General features: G+C 39.8%; 15 protein-coding genes and 1 pseudogene. 9 read left to right on the top strand and 7 right to left on the bottom strand.

Annotated elements, in window-relative coordinates; all coding sequences use genetic code 11:
* Positions 1–81 precede the first annotated feature (81 nt).
* On the bottom strand, positions 82–1,053 hold the full coding sequence (ispB, locus tag ALFOR1_RS14305; RefSeq protein WP_104643354.1) for an octaprenyl diphosphate synthase: 972 nt from the start codon (positions 1,051–1,053) through the stop codon (positions 82–84).
* A 422-nt stretch (positions 1,054–1,475) separates the two neighbouring features.
* Between ispB and rplU the strand changes: the two genes are divergently transcribed.
* From rplU to ALFOR1_RS14280, 5 genes are all read left to right on the top strand, one after another.
* Positions 1,476–1,787 carry a 50S ribosomal protein L21 gene (gene rplU / locus ALFOR1_RS14300; RefSeq protein ID WP_004587921.1) on the top strand — a complete coding sequence of 104 codons (312 nt, stop codon included), beginning with the start codon at positions 1,476–1,478 and terminating at the stop codon, positions 1,785–1,787.
* A gap of 16 nt (positions 1,788–1,803) precedes the next feature.
* Positions 1,804–2,061, top strand: coding sequence for a 50S ribosomal protein L27 (gene rpmA / locus ALFOR1_RS14295; RefSeq protein WP_008114963.1), 258 nt, complete (start codon positions 1,804–1,806; stop codon positions 2,059–2,061).
* A gap of 140 nt (positions 2,062–2,201) precedes the next feature.
* The gene (gene cgtA, locus ALFOR1_RS14290) at positions 2,202–3,359 is read left to right on the top strand and encodes an Obg family GTPase CgtA (RefSeq protein ID WP_104643353.1); all 1,158 of its coding nucleotides are present in this window, start codon (positions 2,202–2,204) and stop codon (positions 3,357–3,359) included.
* A gap of 73 nt (positions 3,360–3,432) precedes the next feature.
* On the top strand, positions 3,433–3,924 hold the full coding sequence (gene folA, locus ALFOR1_RS14285) for a type 3 dihydrofolate reductase (protein ID WP_104643352.1): 492 nt from the start codon (positions 3,433–3,435) through the stop codon (positions 3,922–3,924).
* Between the two features lie 78 nt (positions 3,925–4,002).
* Positions 4,003–4,380 carry a DUF3718 domain-containing protein gene (locus ALFOR1_RS14280; RefSeq protein WP_058549421.1) on the top strand — a complete coding sequence of 126 codons (378 nt, stop codon included), beginning with the start codon at positions 4,003–4,005 and terminating at the stop codon, positions 4,378–4,380.
* A gap of 310 nt (positions 4,381–4,690) precedes the next feature.
* On the opposite strand, the gene ALFOR1_RS14275 is transcribed toward ALFOR1_RS14280, so the two are convergent.
* The 3 genes from ALFOR1_RS14275 to coaBC all read right to left on the bottom strand — a co-directional run bounded on the left by ALFOR1_RS14275 (position 4,691) and on the right by coaBC (position 9,461).
* A complete protein-coding gene (locus ALFOR1_RS14275) occupies positions 4,691–7,447 on the bottom strand; it encodes a S9 family peptidase (protein WP_104643351.1) in 2,757 nt (918 codons plus the stop codon).
* A 131-nt stretch (positions 7,448–7,578) separates the two neighbouring features.
* Positions 7,579–8,166: a nucleoid occlusion factor SlmA gene (slmA, locus tag ALFOR1_RS14270; protein ID WP_058549423.1), complete on the bottom strand. Its 588-nt coding sequence runs from the start codon at positions 8,164–8,166 to the stop codon at positions 7,579–7,581.
* Positions 8,167–8,267: 101 nt separating this feature from the next.
* The gene (gene coaBC, locus ALFOR1_RS14265; protein ID WP_104643350.1) at positions 8,268–9,461 is read right to left on the bottom strand and encodes a bifunctional phosphopantothenoylcysteine decarboxylase/phosphopantothenate--cysteine ligase CoaBC; all 1,194 of its coding nucleotides are present in this window, start codon (positions 9,459–9,461) and stop codon (positions 8,268–8,270) included.
* Between the two features lie 143 nt (positions 9,462–9,604).
* Between coaBC and radC the strand changes: the two genes are divergently transcribed.
* The 3 genes from radC (at position 9,605) to rpmG (ending at position 10,953) form a co-directional block, all read left to right on the top strand.
* Positions 9,605–10,279, top strand: coding sequence for a RadC family protein (gene radC, locus ALFOR1_RS14260; RefSeq protein WP_104643349.1), 675 nt, complete (start codon positions 9,605–9,607; stop codon positions 10,277–10,279).
* A 270-nt stretch (positions 10,280–10,549) separates the two neighbouring features.
* Positions 10,550–10,786 (top strand): 50S ribosomal protein L28, encoded by a 237-nt coding sequence (rpmB, locus tag ALFOR1_RS14255; RefSeq protein ID WP_006793236.1) that lies wholly within the window; start codon positions 10,550–10,552, stop codon positions 10,784–10,786.
* Between the two features lie 11 nt (positions 10,787–10,797).
* Positions 10,798–10,953: a 50S ribosomal protein L33 gene (gene rpmG / locus ALFOR1_RS14250; RefSeq protein WP_004587947.1), complete on the top strand. Its 156-nt coding sequence runs from the start codon at positions 10,798–10,800 to the stop codon at positions 10,951–10,953.
* A gap of 122 nt (positions 10,954–11,075) precedes the next feature.
* Here the strand turns inward: rpmG and ALFOR1_RS14245 are convergent, their stop codons facing one another.
* Entirely contained in the window at positions 11,076–13,202 is a 2,127-nt protein-coding gene (locus ALFOR1_RS14245) for a S8 family peptidase (RefSeq protein WP_104643348.1), read from the bottom strand.
* A gap of 329 nt (positions 13,203–13,531) precedes the next feature.
* On the opposite strand from ALFOR1_RS14245, the gene ALFOR1_RS14240 reads away from it, so the two are divergent.
* Positions 13,532–14,716 carry a BaiN/RdsA family NAD(P)/FAD-dependent oxidoreductase gene (locus ALFOR1_RS14240; protein WP_104643347.1) on the top strand — a complete coding sequence of 395 codons (1,185 nt, stop codon included), beginning with the start codon at positions 13,532–13,534 and terminating at the stop codon, positions 14,714–14,716.
* A 2-nt stretch (positions 14,717–14,718) separates the two neighbouring features.
* On the opposite strand, the pseudogene ALFOR1_RS14235 reads toward ALFOR1_RS14240, so the two are convergent.
* Together ALFOR1_RS14235 and ALFOR1_RS14230 are read right to left on the bottom strand one after the other, a co-directional pair.
* A pseudogene (locus tag ALFOR1_RS14235) lies at positions 14,719–15,822 on the bottom strand (GGDEF domain-containing protein).
* 239 nt (positions 15,823–16,061) lie between these two features.
* A complete protein-coding gene (locus tag ALFOR1_RS14230; RefSeq protein ID WP_104643346.1) occupies positions 16,062–16,988 on the bottom strand; it encodes a manganese-dependent inorganic pyrophosphatase in 927 nt (308 codons plus the stop codon).
* Between the last annotated feature and the right edge of the window lie 100 nt (positions 16,989–17,088).

Raw genomic sequence — 17,088 nt, 5'->3', positions numbered from 1 at the left:
ATTAAAAAAGCCTGCATTTGCAGGCTTTTTTGTTGCTCGAGATTTGTTTACTCTTAATCAAAATTAAGAGGCATACTAAGGTTAGTGATCCCGGTCAACGGCTATACGGGCTAAGCTGACTAATGCTTGTTTGTATTTAGATTCAGGTAAAAAGTCTAAGCAAGCAATCGCTTTATCGGCTTCAAGCTCTGCTTTTTGCATTGTAAACTCAAGCGCATTGGTTTGTTTGAGCGTAGATAAAATCTCTTCTAAATGCTCCATACCATTACTGTGTTCAATAGCATCACGAATTAATTGTGTTTGATGTGTATTGCCATGTTGCATTGCATATATAAGTGGCAAAGTTGGCTTACCTTCGGCTAAATCATCACCTATATTTTTACCCAATTGATCAGCATCTGCATTGTAATCGAGTACGTCATCAACAAGCTGAAAAGCGGTACCTAAATGCATACCGTATAAATTAAGTGCCTCAAGTGTTGATTTATCTTGCTCAGTAATAATTGCAGCTAGGCCTGTAGCCGCTTCAAATAATTTAGCTGTTTTAGAATAAATAACCTGCATGTAGCTAGCTTCGGTAGTATCGGGATCGTTGCAGTTCATTAATTGCAGTACTTCGCCCTCAGCTATAATGTTAGTTGCATCCGCTAAGACCTGCATAACCTGCATTTTACCCAGGCCAACCATTAGCTGAAAAGAGCGAGTATAAATAAAGTCACCCACAAGCACGCTAGCTGCATTACCAAATTCAGCATTTGCTGTAGGTGTGCCTCGGCGTAAGTTAGACTCATCTACAACGTCATCGTGTAATAGCGTTGCGGTATGAATAAACTCAACAATTGTTGCAAGCGTAATATGATCTTTGCCCTGATAGCCTAAAGCTCTGGCAGCTAATATAGCCAGCATTGGACGCACGCGCTTACCACCGCTGTTTACAATGTATAAACCTAGTTGGTTAACTAACGCCACATCTGAGCGCATTTGCGCATGTATAAGTTGATTGACGTCATTCATATCGCTTTCGATTAACGCCTGGATAGCTTTTATATCCATTGATCTCCGAGCCAATTTTTATGTGTGAACGGCGCAGATTGTACAACAAAAAATGCACTAGCTCGATATTTTGTGACGATTGATTGAAAAAACACTATTAAAGTACTTAATTTAGACTGAATTAGCCAAGATAACTGTTTAATTGATAACCAAATCGCAGTGTCAGTTACGATTAGTTATTGTACTGTTGACGGGTTGTTTGCCTACATAAAATAATTTTAAGCAAGGGCTAAAAAGCGCTTGGCAAAAGGCCTAATTAATATAAAATGGGGGAAATATTGAATTGCTCTCAATGCAGCTACTTTTTATTCATTTTAATTACAAAATAGGCTTGCTAGTTATTTCGCGTTAGCGTAAACTTCGCGCCCTATCGAAGAATATTTTAGTTGCGTCGATTTGAGGGCGCACAGACGGAGTTAATTATGTACGCGGTTTTCCAAAGTGGTGGTAAACAGCATCGTGTGACTGAAGGTCAAACGATTCGTCTTGAAAAATTAGACGTTGAAACTGGTGCGGCAGTAGAATTTGATTCAGTACTTTTAGTTGCTGATGGTGAGAAAATCGAGATCGGTGTACCGTTCGTAAACGGTGGTAAAGTAACAGCTGAGGTTGTTTCACATGGTCGCGGTGAGAAGATTAAGGTTGTTAAATTTAGACGCCGTAAGCATTCTCGTAAGCAAATGGGCCATCGTCAATGGTTCACTGAAGTTAAAATCACTGGCATTAGCGCTTAATTAGAGGTACTTAGAAATGGCACATAAAAAAGCAGCTGGTAGTACTCGTAACGGTCGCGATTCAGAAAGCAAACGCCTAGGTGTTAAGCGTTTTGGTGGCGAATCAGTTCTAGCGGGTAGCATCATTGTTCGTCAACGTGGAACTCGTTTCCACCCTGGCGCAAACGTAGGTATCGGTAAAGACCACACTATCTTCGCAAAAGCAGATGGTAAAGTTCAATTTGAACAAAAAGGTCCTTTAAACCGTAAATACGTAACTATCGTAGCTGAGTAATCAGTAAGGTAGTTAAAAACCCCGCCTTTGCGGGGTTTTTTGTTTTGTAGTCCAGTCAAATATATACCCAAGCCTGCATTTGCGTTGGCTTGGGTATATAATAGAGTTATTAAACAAGCCAATCCCTAAAGTGAGTAATCATGAAGTTTGTAGATGAAGTAGAAATCCGCGCAGAAGCTGGAGACGGTGGCAGCGGCATTGTGTCTTTCCGTCGTGAAAAATATGTACCAGATGGTGGACCTGATGGCGGTGACGGTGGAGACGGTGGTAGTGTTTATCTACAAGCTGATGAAAACTTAAATACCCTTATTGATTATCAATTTGAGCGTTTTCATAGAGCTGAACGTGGCACAAATGGTCGAAGCCGTAACTGTACAGGTAAAAAAGCCGACGATTTATTTGTTATGGTACCGGTTGGTACACGAATCATGGATGTTGACACCCAAGAGGGACTAGGTGATTTAACTCAACATGGTCAAAGAATATTGGTTGCAAAAGGTGGTTTCCACGGCTTGGGGAATGCACGTTTTAAATCAAGTACTAATCGTGCTCCTCGTCAAAAAACATTAGGTACACCGGGTGAAGTACGTAACTTAAAACTAGAGTTACTACTATTAGCCGATGTAGGCCTACTTGGCTTGCCAAATGCCGGTAAATCTACGTTTATTCGTAGTGTATCTGCAGCACGCCCTAAAGTAGCTGATTATCCATTTACGACGCTTATTCCTAATTTAGGTGTTGTGCGTCCAGAAGCTAACAAGTCATTTGTTATAGCAGATATACCTGGATTAATTGAAGGGGCATCTGATGGTGCTGGCTTAGGTATTCGTTTCTTAAAGCATTTAGAGCGTTGTCGCGTGCTATTGCATATTATTGATGTAATGCCAGTGGACGGTTCCAACCCTGTAGATAATGCATTTGCCATTATTAATGAGTTACACCAATACAGCCCTAAACTCGCAGAGAAGCCGCGCTGGTTAGTATTCAATAAAATTGACTTATTACCAGAAGACGAAGCACAAGCGTTATGTACAGCTATTGCAGAAGAGCTAGGCGAAACTGAAAATATTTATAATATTTCAGCAATTAATAAGCTACATACTCAGCCATTAATTCACGACATCATGACACTTCTAGATAGTATGCCTAAAGAGAAGTTTGTACAGGTTGAAGATGAAGAAGTTGAATTTAAGTGGGATACCTATCATGAAAAAGCCACCAAAGGTAAAGGCAATGATGATGATTGGGACGACTGGGATGAAGATGATTACGACGTAGAAGTTGTCTACGAGCGCTAATAAAACTGAATTTATTAAAAAGGAGCTTATGCTCCTTTTTCTTTGTTTAAGAATAAAGTACTAGGTATTTAATATGATAATTTCTATGATCGCTGCAATGGCAAACAATCGTGTAATTGGCCTCGATAATAAAATGCCATGGCATTTGCCTGCTGATTTACAGCACTTTAAAAAAGTGACAACGGGAAAACCTGTGATCATGGGGCGTAAAACGTTTGAGTCAATTGGGCGTCCTTTACCGGGTCGTCGAAATATTATTATTACGCGTAATAACGAATATAGCGCACCAGGCATTGAAACAGTAACTACGCCAGAGGCTGCATTAAAGCTGGTTAGTGACGTTGAAGAAGTAATGATTATCGGCGGTGGAAATATTTATCAACAGTTTTTAGAAAAAGCTGATCGCCTATATTTAACCTTTATAGATTTGGATGTAAAAGGGGATACTCAGTTTCCTGATTATAATAAAAGAGCTAATTGGCATATCGAAGAAGAAGTGAAAAATCTTCCTGATGAGAAGAATAAATCTAGTTATAAATTCGTAACTTTATACAAAAAACGTTAACATTATTGCGTAAATTTTGGTGAGTTGGTACAATATTAAACAGTCGATATAAGAAAAAAGTACCATAAAGGGTTTGTCATGTTTAAATTACCAAAGCTAGCTGTACTTACTGCTGTTGTAGCTGTAAGTTCGTTTTCGTATACAGCACCTGTAAACGCTGAAGATCAATTAGCGGTATCTATTTGTGAGTACATTGCTGCAGATGATAAAAACCGATTACGTAGTAAGCTTAAAAGCTCTCGCGTAAAAATTCGTAACATTTATGATGCAGTACAGTGTAATGGTAATAACTTGCTTCGCCATGCTGTTGCTAGTAACGCAGTTGATACTGGTGAGTATATAGTTAAAAACCTATCTAAGAGCTCGCTTTCTGATGGTGCAGACATCTCATGGGCTGAAGGCAATCACGCTGGTTCACCCCTTATAGCTGTAATTAAAGACCGCGCAGGACTTTAATAAACTATTTTTAAAAGCCGTGTTTAGTACGCGGTTTTTTATTGCCAAAATATTAAAAGCCGATATTGCTCATGCAATATCGGCTTTTTAGTGTGGTTTTTACCAGTCAGCTTAATTAAGTGATCTATTTTAGGTAAGAAAATCGTGTCGGTAACAAGGCAAAAATTTCGTTATTTAGTTGTTCTCGGCAATTACTCCTGCATCGCTCTACCTTCTGCATCCATGCAGTCGTCAATGAGAAATTTTTAACGTAGTTAGCGACAGATTTAATCTCTCAAATTGATTAAGTCTTATTGCAGATTGCTATTATTTACTCTTCAATGAATGGTTCGCCTTCTTTCATCCACTTTGCAGCTGGTTTGCCTTTTAAGTAATGATCAAAGTACTGCATCATACGTACTGAAAAATCGACCTGATTAGGAAATTTTTTCAGGTGATGTGGTTCACCTTCATACTGTAAAAACGTAGCGTCTTTACCTGCTCTTCTTAGTGCTAAGTAGTACTGTACGCCTTCGTGCCAAGGCACTGCATCGTCTTTATCGCCAAACATAATTAAAATAGGAGTATTTACTTTATCAGCAAAAAATACTGGTGAGTTTTCTATGTACAGCTCGGGTGCTTCAAATAAGTTTTTACCTATACGGCTTTGCCCTGTTTCATATTGAAATTGACGCGCAAGGCCCGACTTTAAACGTATGCCACTGTAGGCACTGGTCATATTTGATACTGGCGCACCGGATACAACCGCTTTAAACATATCTGTTTGAGTGATCATAAATGCACTTTGATAACCCGCCCATGAATGCCCTTGTAGGCCTATTTTATCAGGGTCGGCTATACCTAAATCTATTAATTTTTGGGTGGCGTTAATCATGGTTTGCGTTGACGATTTACCCGGGTGGCCTATTTCAAAGCGAATATCAGGTAAAAATACAGCGTAACCGTTTGAGGTAAACATAGGGAAATTAGGGCGATGGTTTAGCTCCATTTTAGGAAAATCATACATACGCTGGCTCATGTAGCGATAAAAGTACACAACAACCGGTACTTTATCGCCTTTTTTATAGCCAGCAGGTTTGATTAACACGCCTTGTAAATCTTCGCCATCAAAGCCTTTATAGCTTATTAGCTCTGGCTTTTCGCCCCATGCAAAACCAGCTGTTTGTGGGTTTAAGTTAGTCACCTTTTTAGGCGCTGAAAAGCTAAAATCAGTTTGGTAGTAATCAGGGTATTGTTGGTAGCTTTGCTCAGTAAATACATATTTATCGGCATGTTTTGCTTTTTTTACAATATCAAAGCGCTTCTGGCCATTAAGAACGTTGGTAATTGTATTTGAGCCTAAATCGAGTTTAGCAACTTCACTTTGCTTTGTTTGTAAATTAATAGCGGATACGAGTAATGTATCGTTTTGTTCAAAGCCGACTTGGTTTTTATCAAGTTTAATAACTCGGTATTGAGTATTACTTTGCTTGCCATTGGTCAAACGCTCAGCCTGTTGAGTGTCCACATCAAATGCCCAAATATCATATTTGCTATAAGCGAGCACTTTACTGCTGTCGTTCATCCAACCTGCAAAACCATACCCAGGTTGTGTAGAAGGGTAGTCGTGTTTATCATCGGCAAAAGTTGCCTGAATGGCTTTGGTAAGCGCGGTTACTTTGTTATTTTTTAAATCTTTTAGCTGTATTTGGCTATCACTAAAGTAAGCTGCAAATTCACCGCTAGGTGCAAGGCTTGGCCTAAAAGGAGAGTTGCTAATAATAGGTGTTTGTTTACCTGTACTTATATTTACAGCAAAGTAATCAGCAAAGAAGCCTCCGTACATTATTTTTTTTAAGTAAGGAATATTAGATGAGCCCAGTAGCGATTCACTTCGCTCAGGGTTAAGTGCAAGCTCTGGCATTGTTTCGTTACTAAGCTGCACAACTTTTTGCGAGTTAACATGATACACACCACTGTAATGGCGGTTTTTATTAACTGCATTCCACTGCTGCTCTTCGCGTGGCTTTATTTGTGCATCGTTGTTATGCCAAACATTCAGCCCTTTATGCTCACGAATCGTGTCAAAGTCGTAAAGTGAGGCTTCATCTGTGTATTCTTTAGCTTTTACTTTAACTGCAAGCTTAGGGTGGTTTTCAAAATATAAGCGTTCGCCGTTTTCTGACCACACTAGCGATGCCGTTTTACCAATAACCCATTCTTTATTTGGTGAATCTATTGTTGATAGCTGCTCATTTTTATATAGCTGCAAGCTATAATTGCGACGGCGAGTATCATCATTTATATAATTGCCCAATGTAAATGCAGCAATATTTTTTGTAGGGTGCCACGCTATGGTATTAGCAATAACACCGGGCTCATCAATTAGTGTGCTGATAGTAAAGTTATTTAACTCAACGAGTGCAACTTGGTTATCATTACCGTCGCTGTAGCTTTGGCTAACGAGTAGTTGATTACCCATAGAGTTAATGGCGTAGCTGAATACGTTATCTATAGTGTGGCTGCGTTTATCGGCTAAATTAACAATAACGAGCGGATAGGTTTTATCTTTTTTATCAGGCGTTATAGCACTTTTATCTTCATTATCGCTTTGCTCTACCTTTGGCTCATCGTCTTCTTTATTTAAGCGATAGGCAAGCCAAGTGCCGTCATCAGATAATTTATAATCTTTTATATCATCAAAATTTTGCTGCTCAGCTGTTTGAGTATTAACGAGTATTAAGTTATTTTTTAGCGTTTCTTTTTTCTTAGTGGTTTCTTTTTCAAGGAGTGTAGGTACTTGAGTAAAGGCTACCCAGTTTGCTGCCTTATTGATGTAGGGCTTTGTGCCGCGTTCTATTTGTGCAATAAGTTTATTTTTTTGAAGTGAATAAACTTCGCCGGTAGCATTACCTCTATATGGCGTTGCACTAAAAGTAAGTACACGGCCATCGTCAGATAGCTGCGTGTTTTTAGCCGATTTAAAATCAAATACATCTTTAAATTGCAGTGATTCTTTTGCGTAAATACCAGTGCTGGCTAAGCTAGCAACAAGTGCTGAACTTAGTAAAGTGAGCTTTTTTTTCATTATAGGTTCTCGTATTGTGACATTATTTCATTGTAACGAGTTTGGCTCACAATTCGAGCGGATCAGATAAATGGCAGCTCAATACGACAAAACGACCCGAAGGTCGTTTTTTTGTGTTTAATTGAGTAAAACTAAAGCCAGATTTTTTGTAATTCGGGCCATTGTTTTTCAAATTGTACACTAGGCTTTGCTTTAAAGTCGCTTCGTACAAATTGATTCATTTTGCCCTCAACGTACGCAAGCAAAAAGTTAGCAAGCGTAAGCTCATCGCTTTGGAAGGTTTTGCCTTCGCGCAGTTTTCGCTCGCGTAGTACTTGTTTAAACTGAGTTTCTAGTTTTTCAAACAAACCTTGTACACGTTCACGTAGGCGCTCTTGTTCACCTTGTAATGCATCGCCGGTCAATATGCGAGTAATCCCCGGATTTTTCTCAGCAAAGGTGAGGAGTAATAATAAAATGTTGTAAATACGTGTCTGGCTTTCTTTTTCGTTTTCTAAAATAAGGTTAATGCGCGACAAAAGTGTGTCTTCAATAAACTCAATTAGGCCTTCAAACATACGTGCTTTACTAGGAAAATGACGGTAAAGCGCTGCTTCAGAAACACCTACTTCAGCAGCAAGCTTTGCTGTGGTAATTCGTTGTCCTGGGCTGGTTTCTAACATTTGTGCGAGTGCTTGCAGTATCTGCTCTTTGCGATTACTTCTTTTTGTCGCAGGCATGAACCTTCCTTTTTTATTAGTTATTCTTAGCTGGGGCCAGTCATTTTTTGTTCAAATGAGTCGCTTATGTTAATGTTTTATTCAGTTTGTTTCCAGCATTTTTATAGATGTTTAGCGAGCTGTTCGATCACTTGATGTGCGATTTGTGTTTTACTCGTTGCTGGTAATTCTACGCTTTCATCGTGCCAGTATAATGTTAAAGCATTATGATCAGAGTTAAATCCCAGGCCACTTTTTGATACGTCATTCGCGCAAATCATATCTAAGTTTTTATTTTTAAGCTTACTTTTAGCGTAGCTTTCAACGTTTTGAGTTTCGGCTGCAAAGCCTACAGTGTAAGGTCGGTTGTTTTTAATAGCAGCAACAGCGGCAATTATATCGGGGTTTTTAACAAGGGTAAGGGTGAGCTCATCACCTTGTTTTTTCATTTTTTGATCTGCAACATTTGCGGCTCTGTAGTCGGCAACTGCTGCACAGCCAATAAATACGTCTGACTGCGGTGCATAGTTTAATGCTTCGTTTAATAGTTGCTCAGCACTTTCAATATTTATTAAATTTACACCAGCTGGCGCTTTAATTGTTACCGGCCCTGAAATTAAATTAACCTGCGCACCTAGCTCTAGAGCCGCTTGTGCTAGAGCGTAACCCATTTTCCCTGAACTATGGTTTGATATAAAACGCACTGGATCAAGAGGCTCTCGTGTTGGGCCTGCAGTAATTGTTATTGTTTTACCTGCAAGTATTTGTGGCTGTTCTTTAGCTGTACAAAGTGCAACTAACTCGTGAGGCTCTAGCATGCGCCCTGCGCCTACATCGCCACACGCTTGTTCGCCTTTACCTGGCCCCCAAATAAGCACGTTACGGGCTTTTAAGGTGGCTAAATTTGCTTGTGTAGCTGGGTGTGCGTACATTTGTTGGTTCATTGCAGGTGCTACGGCTACTTTTGCAGGGGTGGCAAGTAGTAGTGTGGTCAGTAAGTCATCTGCAATACCTGCCGCCATTTTAGCAATAATATTGCTTGTCGCAGGTGCCACCAAAATAAGGTCTGCCCACTTTGCAAATTCAATATGCCCCATTGCAGCCTCTGCTGATGGGTCAAGTAATGAATCAGACACTATTTCTCCACTTACTGCTTGCATGGTCAGTGGCGTTATAAAATGTTTAGCTGATTCGCTCATGACTACTTTTACTTCACAGCCTGCGTCTTTTAAGCGCCTAACTAGCTCTGCACATTTGTAAGCTGCAATACCGCCGCTAATGCCAAGTACAATTTTTTTGTTTGTTAAGTTAATCATGGTTGTTCATCAGTCTTATTTAATATTGTGGCTAAAATAACAAATCTTGACCCGTACAGCTAAGTTTTTAATTTGAAATAATCAGGCGAATTTTAAAATTTGCATTACAGTTATAAGACACTTTGGCTCCTCAAGGATGAATAATGCAATTAACATCGCTACCAAATTCACTGCGCCCACGCGAAAAACTCATTGCAAAAGGGGCTAAAGCGCTAAGTGATGCCGAGTTACTTGCTATATTTTTACGCACAGGTCTGCCAGGAATGAACGTGATAGAACTTGCTCAGCATCTGCTTAACGAAAATCAAACGTTACATAATTTATTTAATGCCAGCCAAGAAGAGTTTTGCGCTCAAAAAGGTCTTGGTACTGCCAAATATGTACAATTACAAGCGGTGCTTGAGCTAAGTCAGCGTTATATGCAAGAGCGCTGTCAGCGTGGGGCTGTATTTAATTCTCCAGATTCAGTATACGATTACCTAACAATTCAAATGCGTGGTTTGCAGCAGGAAGTTTTTATGGTGTTATACCTCGATAGTCAAAATAGGCTACTCAAAGACGAGGTGCTTTTTTATGGGACAATTAATTCGGCCAGTGTTTACCCAAGAGAAGTAGTTAAAGCTGCGCTTAAAAATAATGCAGCCGCGGTTATTTTTGCACATAATCACCCAAGTGGAATTGCAGAACCAAGCCAAGCAGACAAACTTATTACTAATAAATTGCAACAAGCACTGCAATTAGTCGACATAAGTGTGCTTGATCACATCATTGTTGGCGGTGAAACCTGTGTTTCGTTCGCGCAAAGAGGCCTTATTTAATGTTGCTTGGTGAAGAAGTGTGTTAAAAATGAGCGGTTTGGGACGTTTTAGCAAATTAGTTTAATTTAAATGCAGTTTTTACTTTCCCTAAGGGCATTCGATCTTTATAATTAGCCGCTATCAAATTTACATATGAGCTGGTTGGATAGATCAGTATTTGATCTTTGCCTGTAAAAGCTGTATAAAGAGCGCCCTTCGATTTATCTAGGGCACAAATACATGGCCTTAGGTTAAATTAAGCTCGAGCGAAGTTATTGGAGATATATAGACATGTCTAAAGTATGTCAAGTTACAGGTAAGCGTCCAGCGGTTGGTAATCACCGTTCACACGCGAGAAACGCGACTAGACGTCGTTTCCTACCTAACCTACAAACACACCGTTTTTGGGTTGAAAGTGAAAAACGTTTTGTAACATTACGCACTACTACTAAAGGTATGCGTATTATCGATAAAAAAGGCATCGACGCGGTTCTTACAGAAATCCGTGCTCGCGGCGAAAAAGTTTAAGGTATTGAATTATGCGCGATAAAATCCGTTTAGTTTCAACTGCTGGTACTGGTTTCTTCTACACTACCGACAAAAACAAGCGTAACATGCCTGAAAAAATGGAAATCAAAAAGTTCGATCCTAAGGCTCGTAAACATGTGATTTTCAAAGAAGCTAAAATCAAGTAATTTTAGTTTTCTTTCAGAATGTAAAAACCCAGCTTATGCTGGGTTTTTTGTTTTTGTAATTTAAGTACAAATAATAAGGCCGAGCTAACTAGCTCGGCCTTTTCTCCCAGGGGAAGGGAATATTATGGTTGGTATTGTCCGCTAAGCGTCAAACCAGAAAAGGTGCTGTAAGCATTTACGCTTAAGTGCCAAGTTCCCGCTTGTGGATTGCTAAACGTACATGTTTCAGCATTTCCATTTTTATACGGACGACAATCGTAGCTAGAAGCTGTAGGCTGGCTGCCAAACTTAACAAATAAGTCGGCATCACCACTACCACCAGAGGTTGTTACAGTAAATGTACTCATACCTGCTGGCACATCTAAAGTATAATGTTTCCAGTTACCAGTAGTCGCACTAACATCGCTTACTGTACCACCACCGGCTTCAGGCGTGCTTGAACCGCCACCTGTAGAGCCACCTGTAATATTACCCACTAAGCTTACGCCTGAGTATGCAGAGTAGCCACGAAGCATTACATGGTATGTACCTGCTGCAGGGCTATCGATTGAACACTCTTCGCTATTACCGCCTTCATATGGGCGACAATCATAACTAGTTGTGGTTGGTTGGCTTCCAGCACGTACGTATAAGTCAGCATCGCCCGTGCCACCACTCATAGTGAACGTTACGTTAGTCGCGCCACTTGGAACGGTCATTGTGTAGTATGCTTGTGCATTTGCTGCGCCGCTTAACCCTGTTTTAGCTTCGCCATCAACAAGTTCATTATCTCCGCCAGTTGGTGGAGTAGTGGTGCCACTGGCAGCTGCAACTGCTGCTGCGGCATCAACAATGCCCGTACCACAACTAGTACATGTTGCTGAGAATGAACGAGTAGTTGATTTTAAAATACTTTCAATTTCATCAGGAGTCGCATTAGGTTTAGCTTGTTTTATAAGAGCTGCTACACCGGCAACATGAGGGGCTGCCATTGATGTACCTTGAGAGAAGGCGTAGCTATCGCTTGACGGTGTAGAAGAACCTGAATTATAAGTCGAAAGAACACCTTCAGAATCATTCGCAAAGCTTTGCGCGCCACCCGGTGCAGCAACATCAATATTGCTACCGTAGTTTGAGTAATATGCACGTCCGCCGTTACGGCCTACCGATGCCACGTTTACTACACCGCTACAGTTACCAGGGTTGTAGTTTGCTGAGTTATCGTTATCGTTACCTGCAGCAATAACAACCACAGTACCATTACTACGTGCTGTGTTAATCGCATTTTGAGTAGTAGAGCTACACGAGCCGCTGCCACCTAAACTCATGTTAATTACGTCAGCAGGGTTTGAGTTTGCCGGAATGCCAGACACACTTCCACCAGAAGCCCAAATAATGCCATCAGCAATGTCTGATGTTAAACCACCACATTTACCCAGTACTCGTACCGGAACAACTTTTGCGTCGTAAGCAACACCGGCTACACCTTCGCCATTATTAGTAACTGCAGCAACCGTACCTGCAACGTGAGTCCCATGCCAACTAGAGCCTTGGGCTGCATTACTACCACATTCGTTTGCCGCAACGGCATCGCCTGGATCGCGTGCATCACTATCGCGACCGCCGCCATCATTTGCTACTGACAGGTTAGAGATCATATCGTAACCAGGTAAAATGTTAGCGTTTAAGTCTGCATGCGGTCGGTAACCAGTATCAAGTACCGCAACCACTACGCCGCTACCTGTTGCTGTATCCCAAGCGGTCGGTAAATTTAAACCACCTGCTTGTTCGTAGTAGTGCCATTGATCGCCATAGCGAGGATCGTTAGGCGTTGCGAACGGCTTTAACATTTGATCCACTTCAATGTATTCAACATTGCCAGAAGCCACCATTTCTTGCATAAATTCTTGTGCTTCTTCAGCGCTTAGTTTTTTGTCTGCACGCATAACGTGATGGTTATTAAGTGCCATAGCACGGATATACTTCGTTTTTACTTTTCCTTTTTTAGATGCGAAGTTTTTTACAAAGCTCTGTGCACGCTTCTTCATATTTGAAGGGCTCGCGTCTGTACTAGAAATACTCGCCATTTCATTATTATTGTTTTTGTATTTAATAATAAACTGAGTCTCAAAACCGGTTTGGGTTTGTAGTTTTGCAGATGTTTCTGCCATTGAGGTTGAGACAGATTGAGCCATGCTTGAGCTAGCAGCAAAAAGTGTACTTACCGTTAGTGCAATAGCACATTTTTTGAAGTTATTACTTGTTGTCATAATTATCCCTAGTTGTTATTAGTAAATTCGTAATCAGCGATTACGAAACAGAAACAAAGGTAAATGATCTGTTAATAACTTTAAAATACCAATTACTTATGTACCTATTTCATTTGGTTATAACTTAGTGTACCCGTGCTTTTAACGTCTTTTAGTATTTGTGATTAAATAACAAAATACGCTTTTAGCATTAGTTGGTTTGTCCTTTTGTCGAAAAGACATAACTAACCACGATTACATTTGTTGCTATATTTCTAACAATAAATTCTATTCAAGGTGTTTAGTTAATATTTGCTATAATCGGAAAAATTTTTTAGTAGGGTAAAGTAATGAATCAAGTAGATGTAATTGTTATTGGCGCAGGTGCAGCCGGGTTAATGAGTGCTGCACAAGCAGGCTACCGAGGCCGAAGCGTTACAGTGCTTGATATGGGTAAAAAACCAGGCCGAAAAATTTTAATAAGTGGTGGAGGGCGTTGTAATTTTACAAACGAAAATGCTAGCCCCGAAAACTACCTATGCGGTAACCCTCACTTTGTTAAATCGTGCCTAAGCCGTTACACGCAACACGACTTTGTTGAGCTCGTGGACCGCCATGGTTTGGCTTATCACCACAAAACCCTAGGCCAACTTTTTTGCGATAACAATGCACAAGACATTGTTGATATTTTACTGACCGAATGTGAGTGGGCCGGGGTAAATATAAAGCTACGCAACGAAGTGATCAGCGTATCAAAAACCGAAATCGGCTATAGCGTTACCACAGAGCAAGAAACCTTGAGCTGTGAATCGCTTGTCATTGCATCTGGTGGCTTAACTATGCCAAAGCTAGGTGCAACTCCAATAGGTTATAAAGTAGCTAAGCAGTTTGGATTAAATGTACTACCGACAATGGCCGCGCTCGTGCCCTTTACTTTGCATCAGCACGATAAAGAACGTTTTGAAGGGCTTTCGGGAATCAGTATTCCTTGTGAAGTTTCAAGCGAAGACGGCGCCGTATTTAAAGAAAATATCCTTTTTACTCACAGAGGATTATCGGGACCTGCAATATTACAAATAAGCTCTTTTTGGCGAGCTGGTCAGGCTGTAATTATAAATTTATTACCAGATATAAACTTAAAACAACAACTTGTGGACTGGCGTGAAAGCCAAGCTCAAAAGTCTCTAAAAAACAGCCTTGCGACTATTTTACCAAAGCGCTTTATAGAAATATTGCATGAAAGCAAAGCAATTCCAGATTGTAATATTAATCAACTTACACATGCCCAAATAGATGAATTAGTAAATTATATTCATGCTTGGCAAATTAAACCCAATGGGACTGAAGGCTATCGAACAGCGGAGGTAACTTTAGGCGGTGTAGATACCGACGAGTTGAGCTCTAAAACCTTTGAAGCTAAAAAAGCTAAAGGCTTATATTTTATAGGTGAAGTAACCGATGTAACAGGCTGGCTTGGTGGCTACAACTTCCAGTATGCTTGGAGCTGTGGATTCGCTTGTGGGCAGTACGCCTAAGTTTAGGCTATAGAGCCATTTAAGTAAGTTGATTGAGCGATAACGGTTGAATCCTTATCGCTAACACATACGTTATTTCGTCCATTATTTTTAGCCCTATATAGCGCTGTATCAGCCCGCTCTAATAGTTTTAGCACTGTATCGTCTTTTTGTATCGTTGCTAAGCCAATGCTTATAGTAAATGCTATATTTGTAATTGTATTTTCGGCAATATATTTTCTCAGGTCATCAGCTTGTTTCGCACCATCATTTAAAGAGGTGTTCGACAAAATAATAGTGAACTCTTCTCCACCTCATCGCGCAATAAGTGCGTAATTTCGCATTCGTTTTTTTAATATTTTTGCAAATTCAGTGAGTACGTTATCGCCAACTAAATGCCCGTAGGTATCGTTTATATTTTTAAAGTGGTCTATATCGCAAATAAGTAAGCAATGTGGGGTTTTAAAGACGTCGTTTTTAGCAATTAACTGTGATAATTCAAAATCAAATTTTTGCCTGTTATAAAGCCCAGTTAACTTATCGGTTTCTGCTAAGTGTTGAATTTCTAGATTACGGATAGATAGTCGGGTGTATGCCGAAAACCGTGTTTTTTCGTAAAATCTAAAAATCAAAATATGAGCAAGACCTACTTCAATAAGATTAAATAAAGAGCCTAAGCCAATTGTTACGGTTTGCTGTTGTTGTAAGTACACAAGATACGCACAAATAGCAAAAGCGACTGCACTAAATATACTCCCCCAATTTCTGCCAACTAAAAAAAATGTGAATGGCGGAATAAGCGTGGCCCAAAATAAAGAGTGGGCATGGCCACCAACTGAAATCACAAACATTAGAATTAAACTAACAATCATCAATGTAACGGCCCAAGAGGCTACATTTACATTAGCTGTTTTATTAAACCAAATACAAATACCGAGCGATATAAAAAGGCCAAAAGCATCAATAAGTGCTATTTCGTAGCTTGCAAAATAAAAGAGATTGAGCAGGGTTAAAACTAAAAAGTAACATGTAGTTATTAGCAAGGAGTGGGCTATTAAGCGAGTGCGCCAAAAGTCCTTGTGATCTTTAGGGTACTGTGGAAACTCTTTGTACCAAAAACTTAGCATAATGAGTGCCCCATAATTGTATACTTTATTATAGAGATTATTACTCATATACAATTATTATTATAGTTTTAATGTCGTCCTATGTAGTTTACGTGTAAGTTTTTTTACTGTTAGCGAGAGATTCGTAGTTGTATCTAGTAGAGAATTGTTGCCAAGGTTCTTAGATTGCATAGCTCTAAAAACAAAAAGCCGATAATGCATATGCAATATCGGCTTTTTAGTGTTATTTATTAAAGCTATTAGGCTTTAGCAAACGCATCTTGTAGTGGTGGTACTACTTGCTTTTTACGGCTTAATACACCATCTAACCATACTTTATCATTTTCTGGTTTAACGCCGTAAGCCTGCTCAACTAGGTTTGCATCGTCAGATACAATTAGCATCTCTGAGCCTTCTTTCATGATATCGGTAAGCAGTAAAAATACAGAGTGACGATTACCTTCAGTTTTAAGTTTTGCAATATCAGCTTCAAGGTCAGCTTTAATATCGTCAAACACAGCAAGGTCGATTACTTCTAGTTGGCCAATACCTACTAGGTTACCGTTCATGTTGAAATCTTTAAAGTCACGCATAACTAAGTCACGTGCAGGTGTATCTTCTACTGCAGACTTAACGTGGAACATATCCATGCCTAGTTCTTTAAAGTCTTCAACACCCGCAATTTCAGCAAGTGCTTCAACACATTTAATATCGGCAGTGGTACATGTAGGTGATTTAAATATTACGGTGTCGCTTAAAATTGCACACATCATAATACCTGCGATGTCTTTAGGGATTTCTACGCTGTAAAAATCGTACATCATTTTAATAATGGTATTTGAACAGCCAACAGGACGGATCCAACATTCAAGCGGAGTAGATGATGTTAAGTCACCTAATTTATGGTGATCTACCACGCCAACAACACGGGCTTGGTCGATATCATCAGGTGCTTGTGTTTTTTCTGTGTGATCCACAATATACACATCTTCGCCCGCGTAGCTTAATTTAAGCTCAGGTGCTTCGAAACCAAATTTATCAAGGATAAATTGAGTTTCTGGTGAAACTTCACCAAGACGAGTTGGTATTGCCGGCTCATCGATTTGGTTTTTTAAATAAGCCAGTGCAATTGCACCACAAATAGAATCTGAATCTGGGATTTTATGGCCCACTACATACATAGACATTGACGGAACTCCTTTAAATTTGCCGATATTCTAACAAAGTCTGCGCCCTTTAACATATAGACAGTGCAATTAAGTTTTAGTTACACTTTAAAATCTTGAA

The organism is Pseudoalteromonas carrageenovora IAM 12662 (genome assembly GCF_900239935.1).
Classification (GTDB): domain Bacteria; phylum Pseudomonadota; class Gammaproteobacteria; order Enterobacterales; family Alteromonadaceae; genus Pseudoalteromonas; species Pseudoalteromonas carrageenovora.
This window is presented reverse-complemented; position numbering and strand designations above follow the sequence as displayed.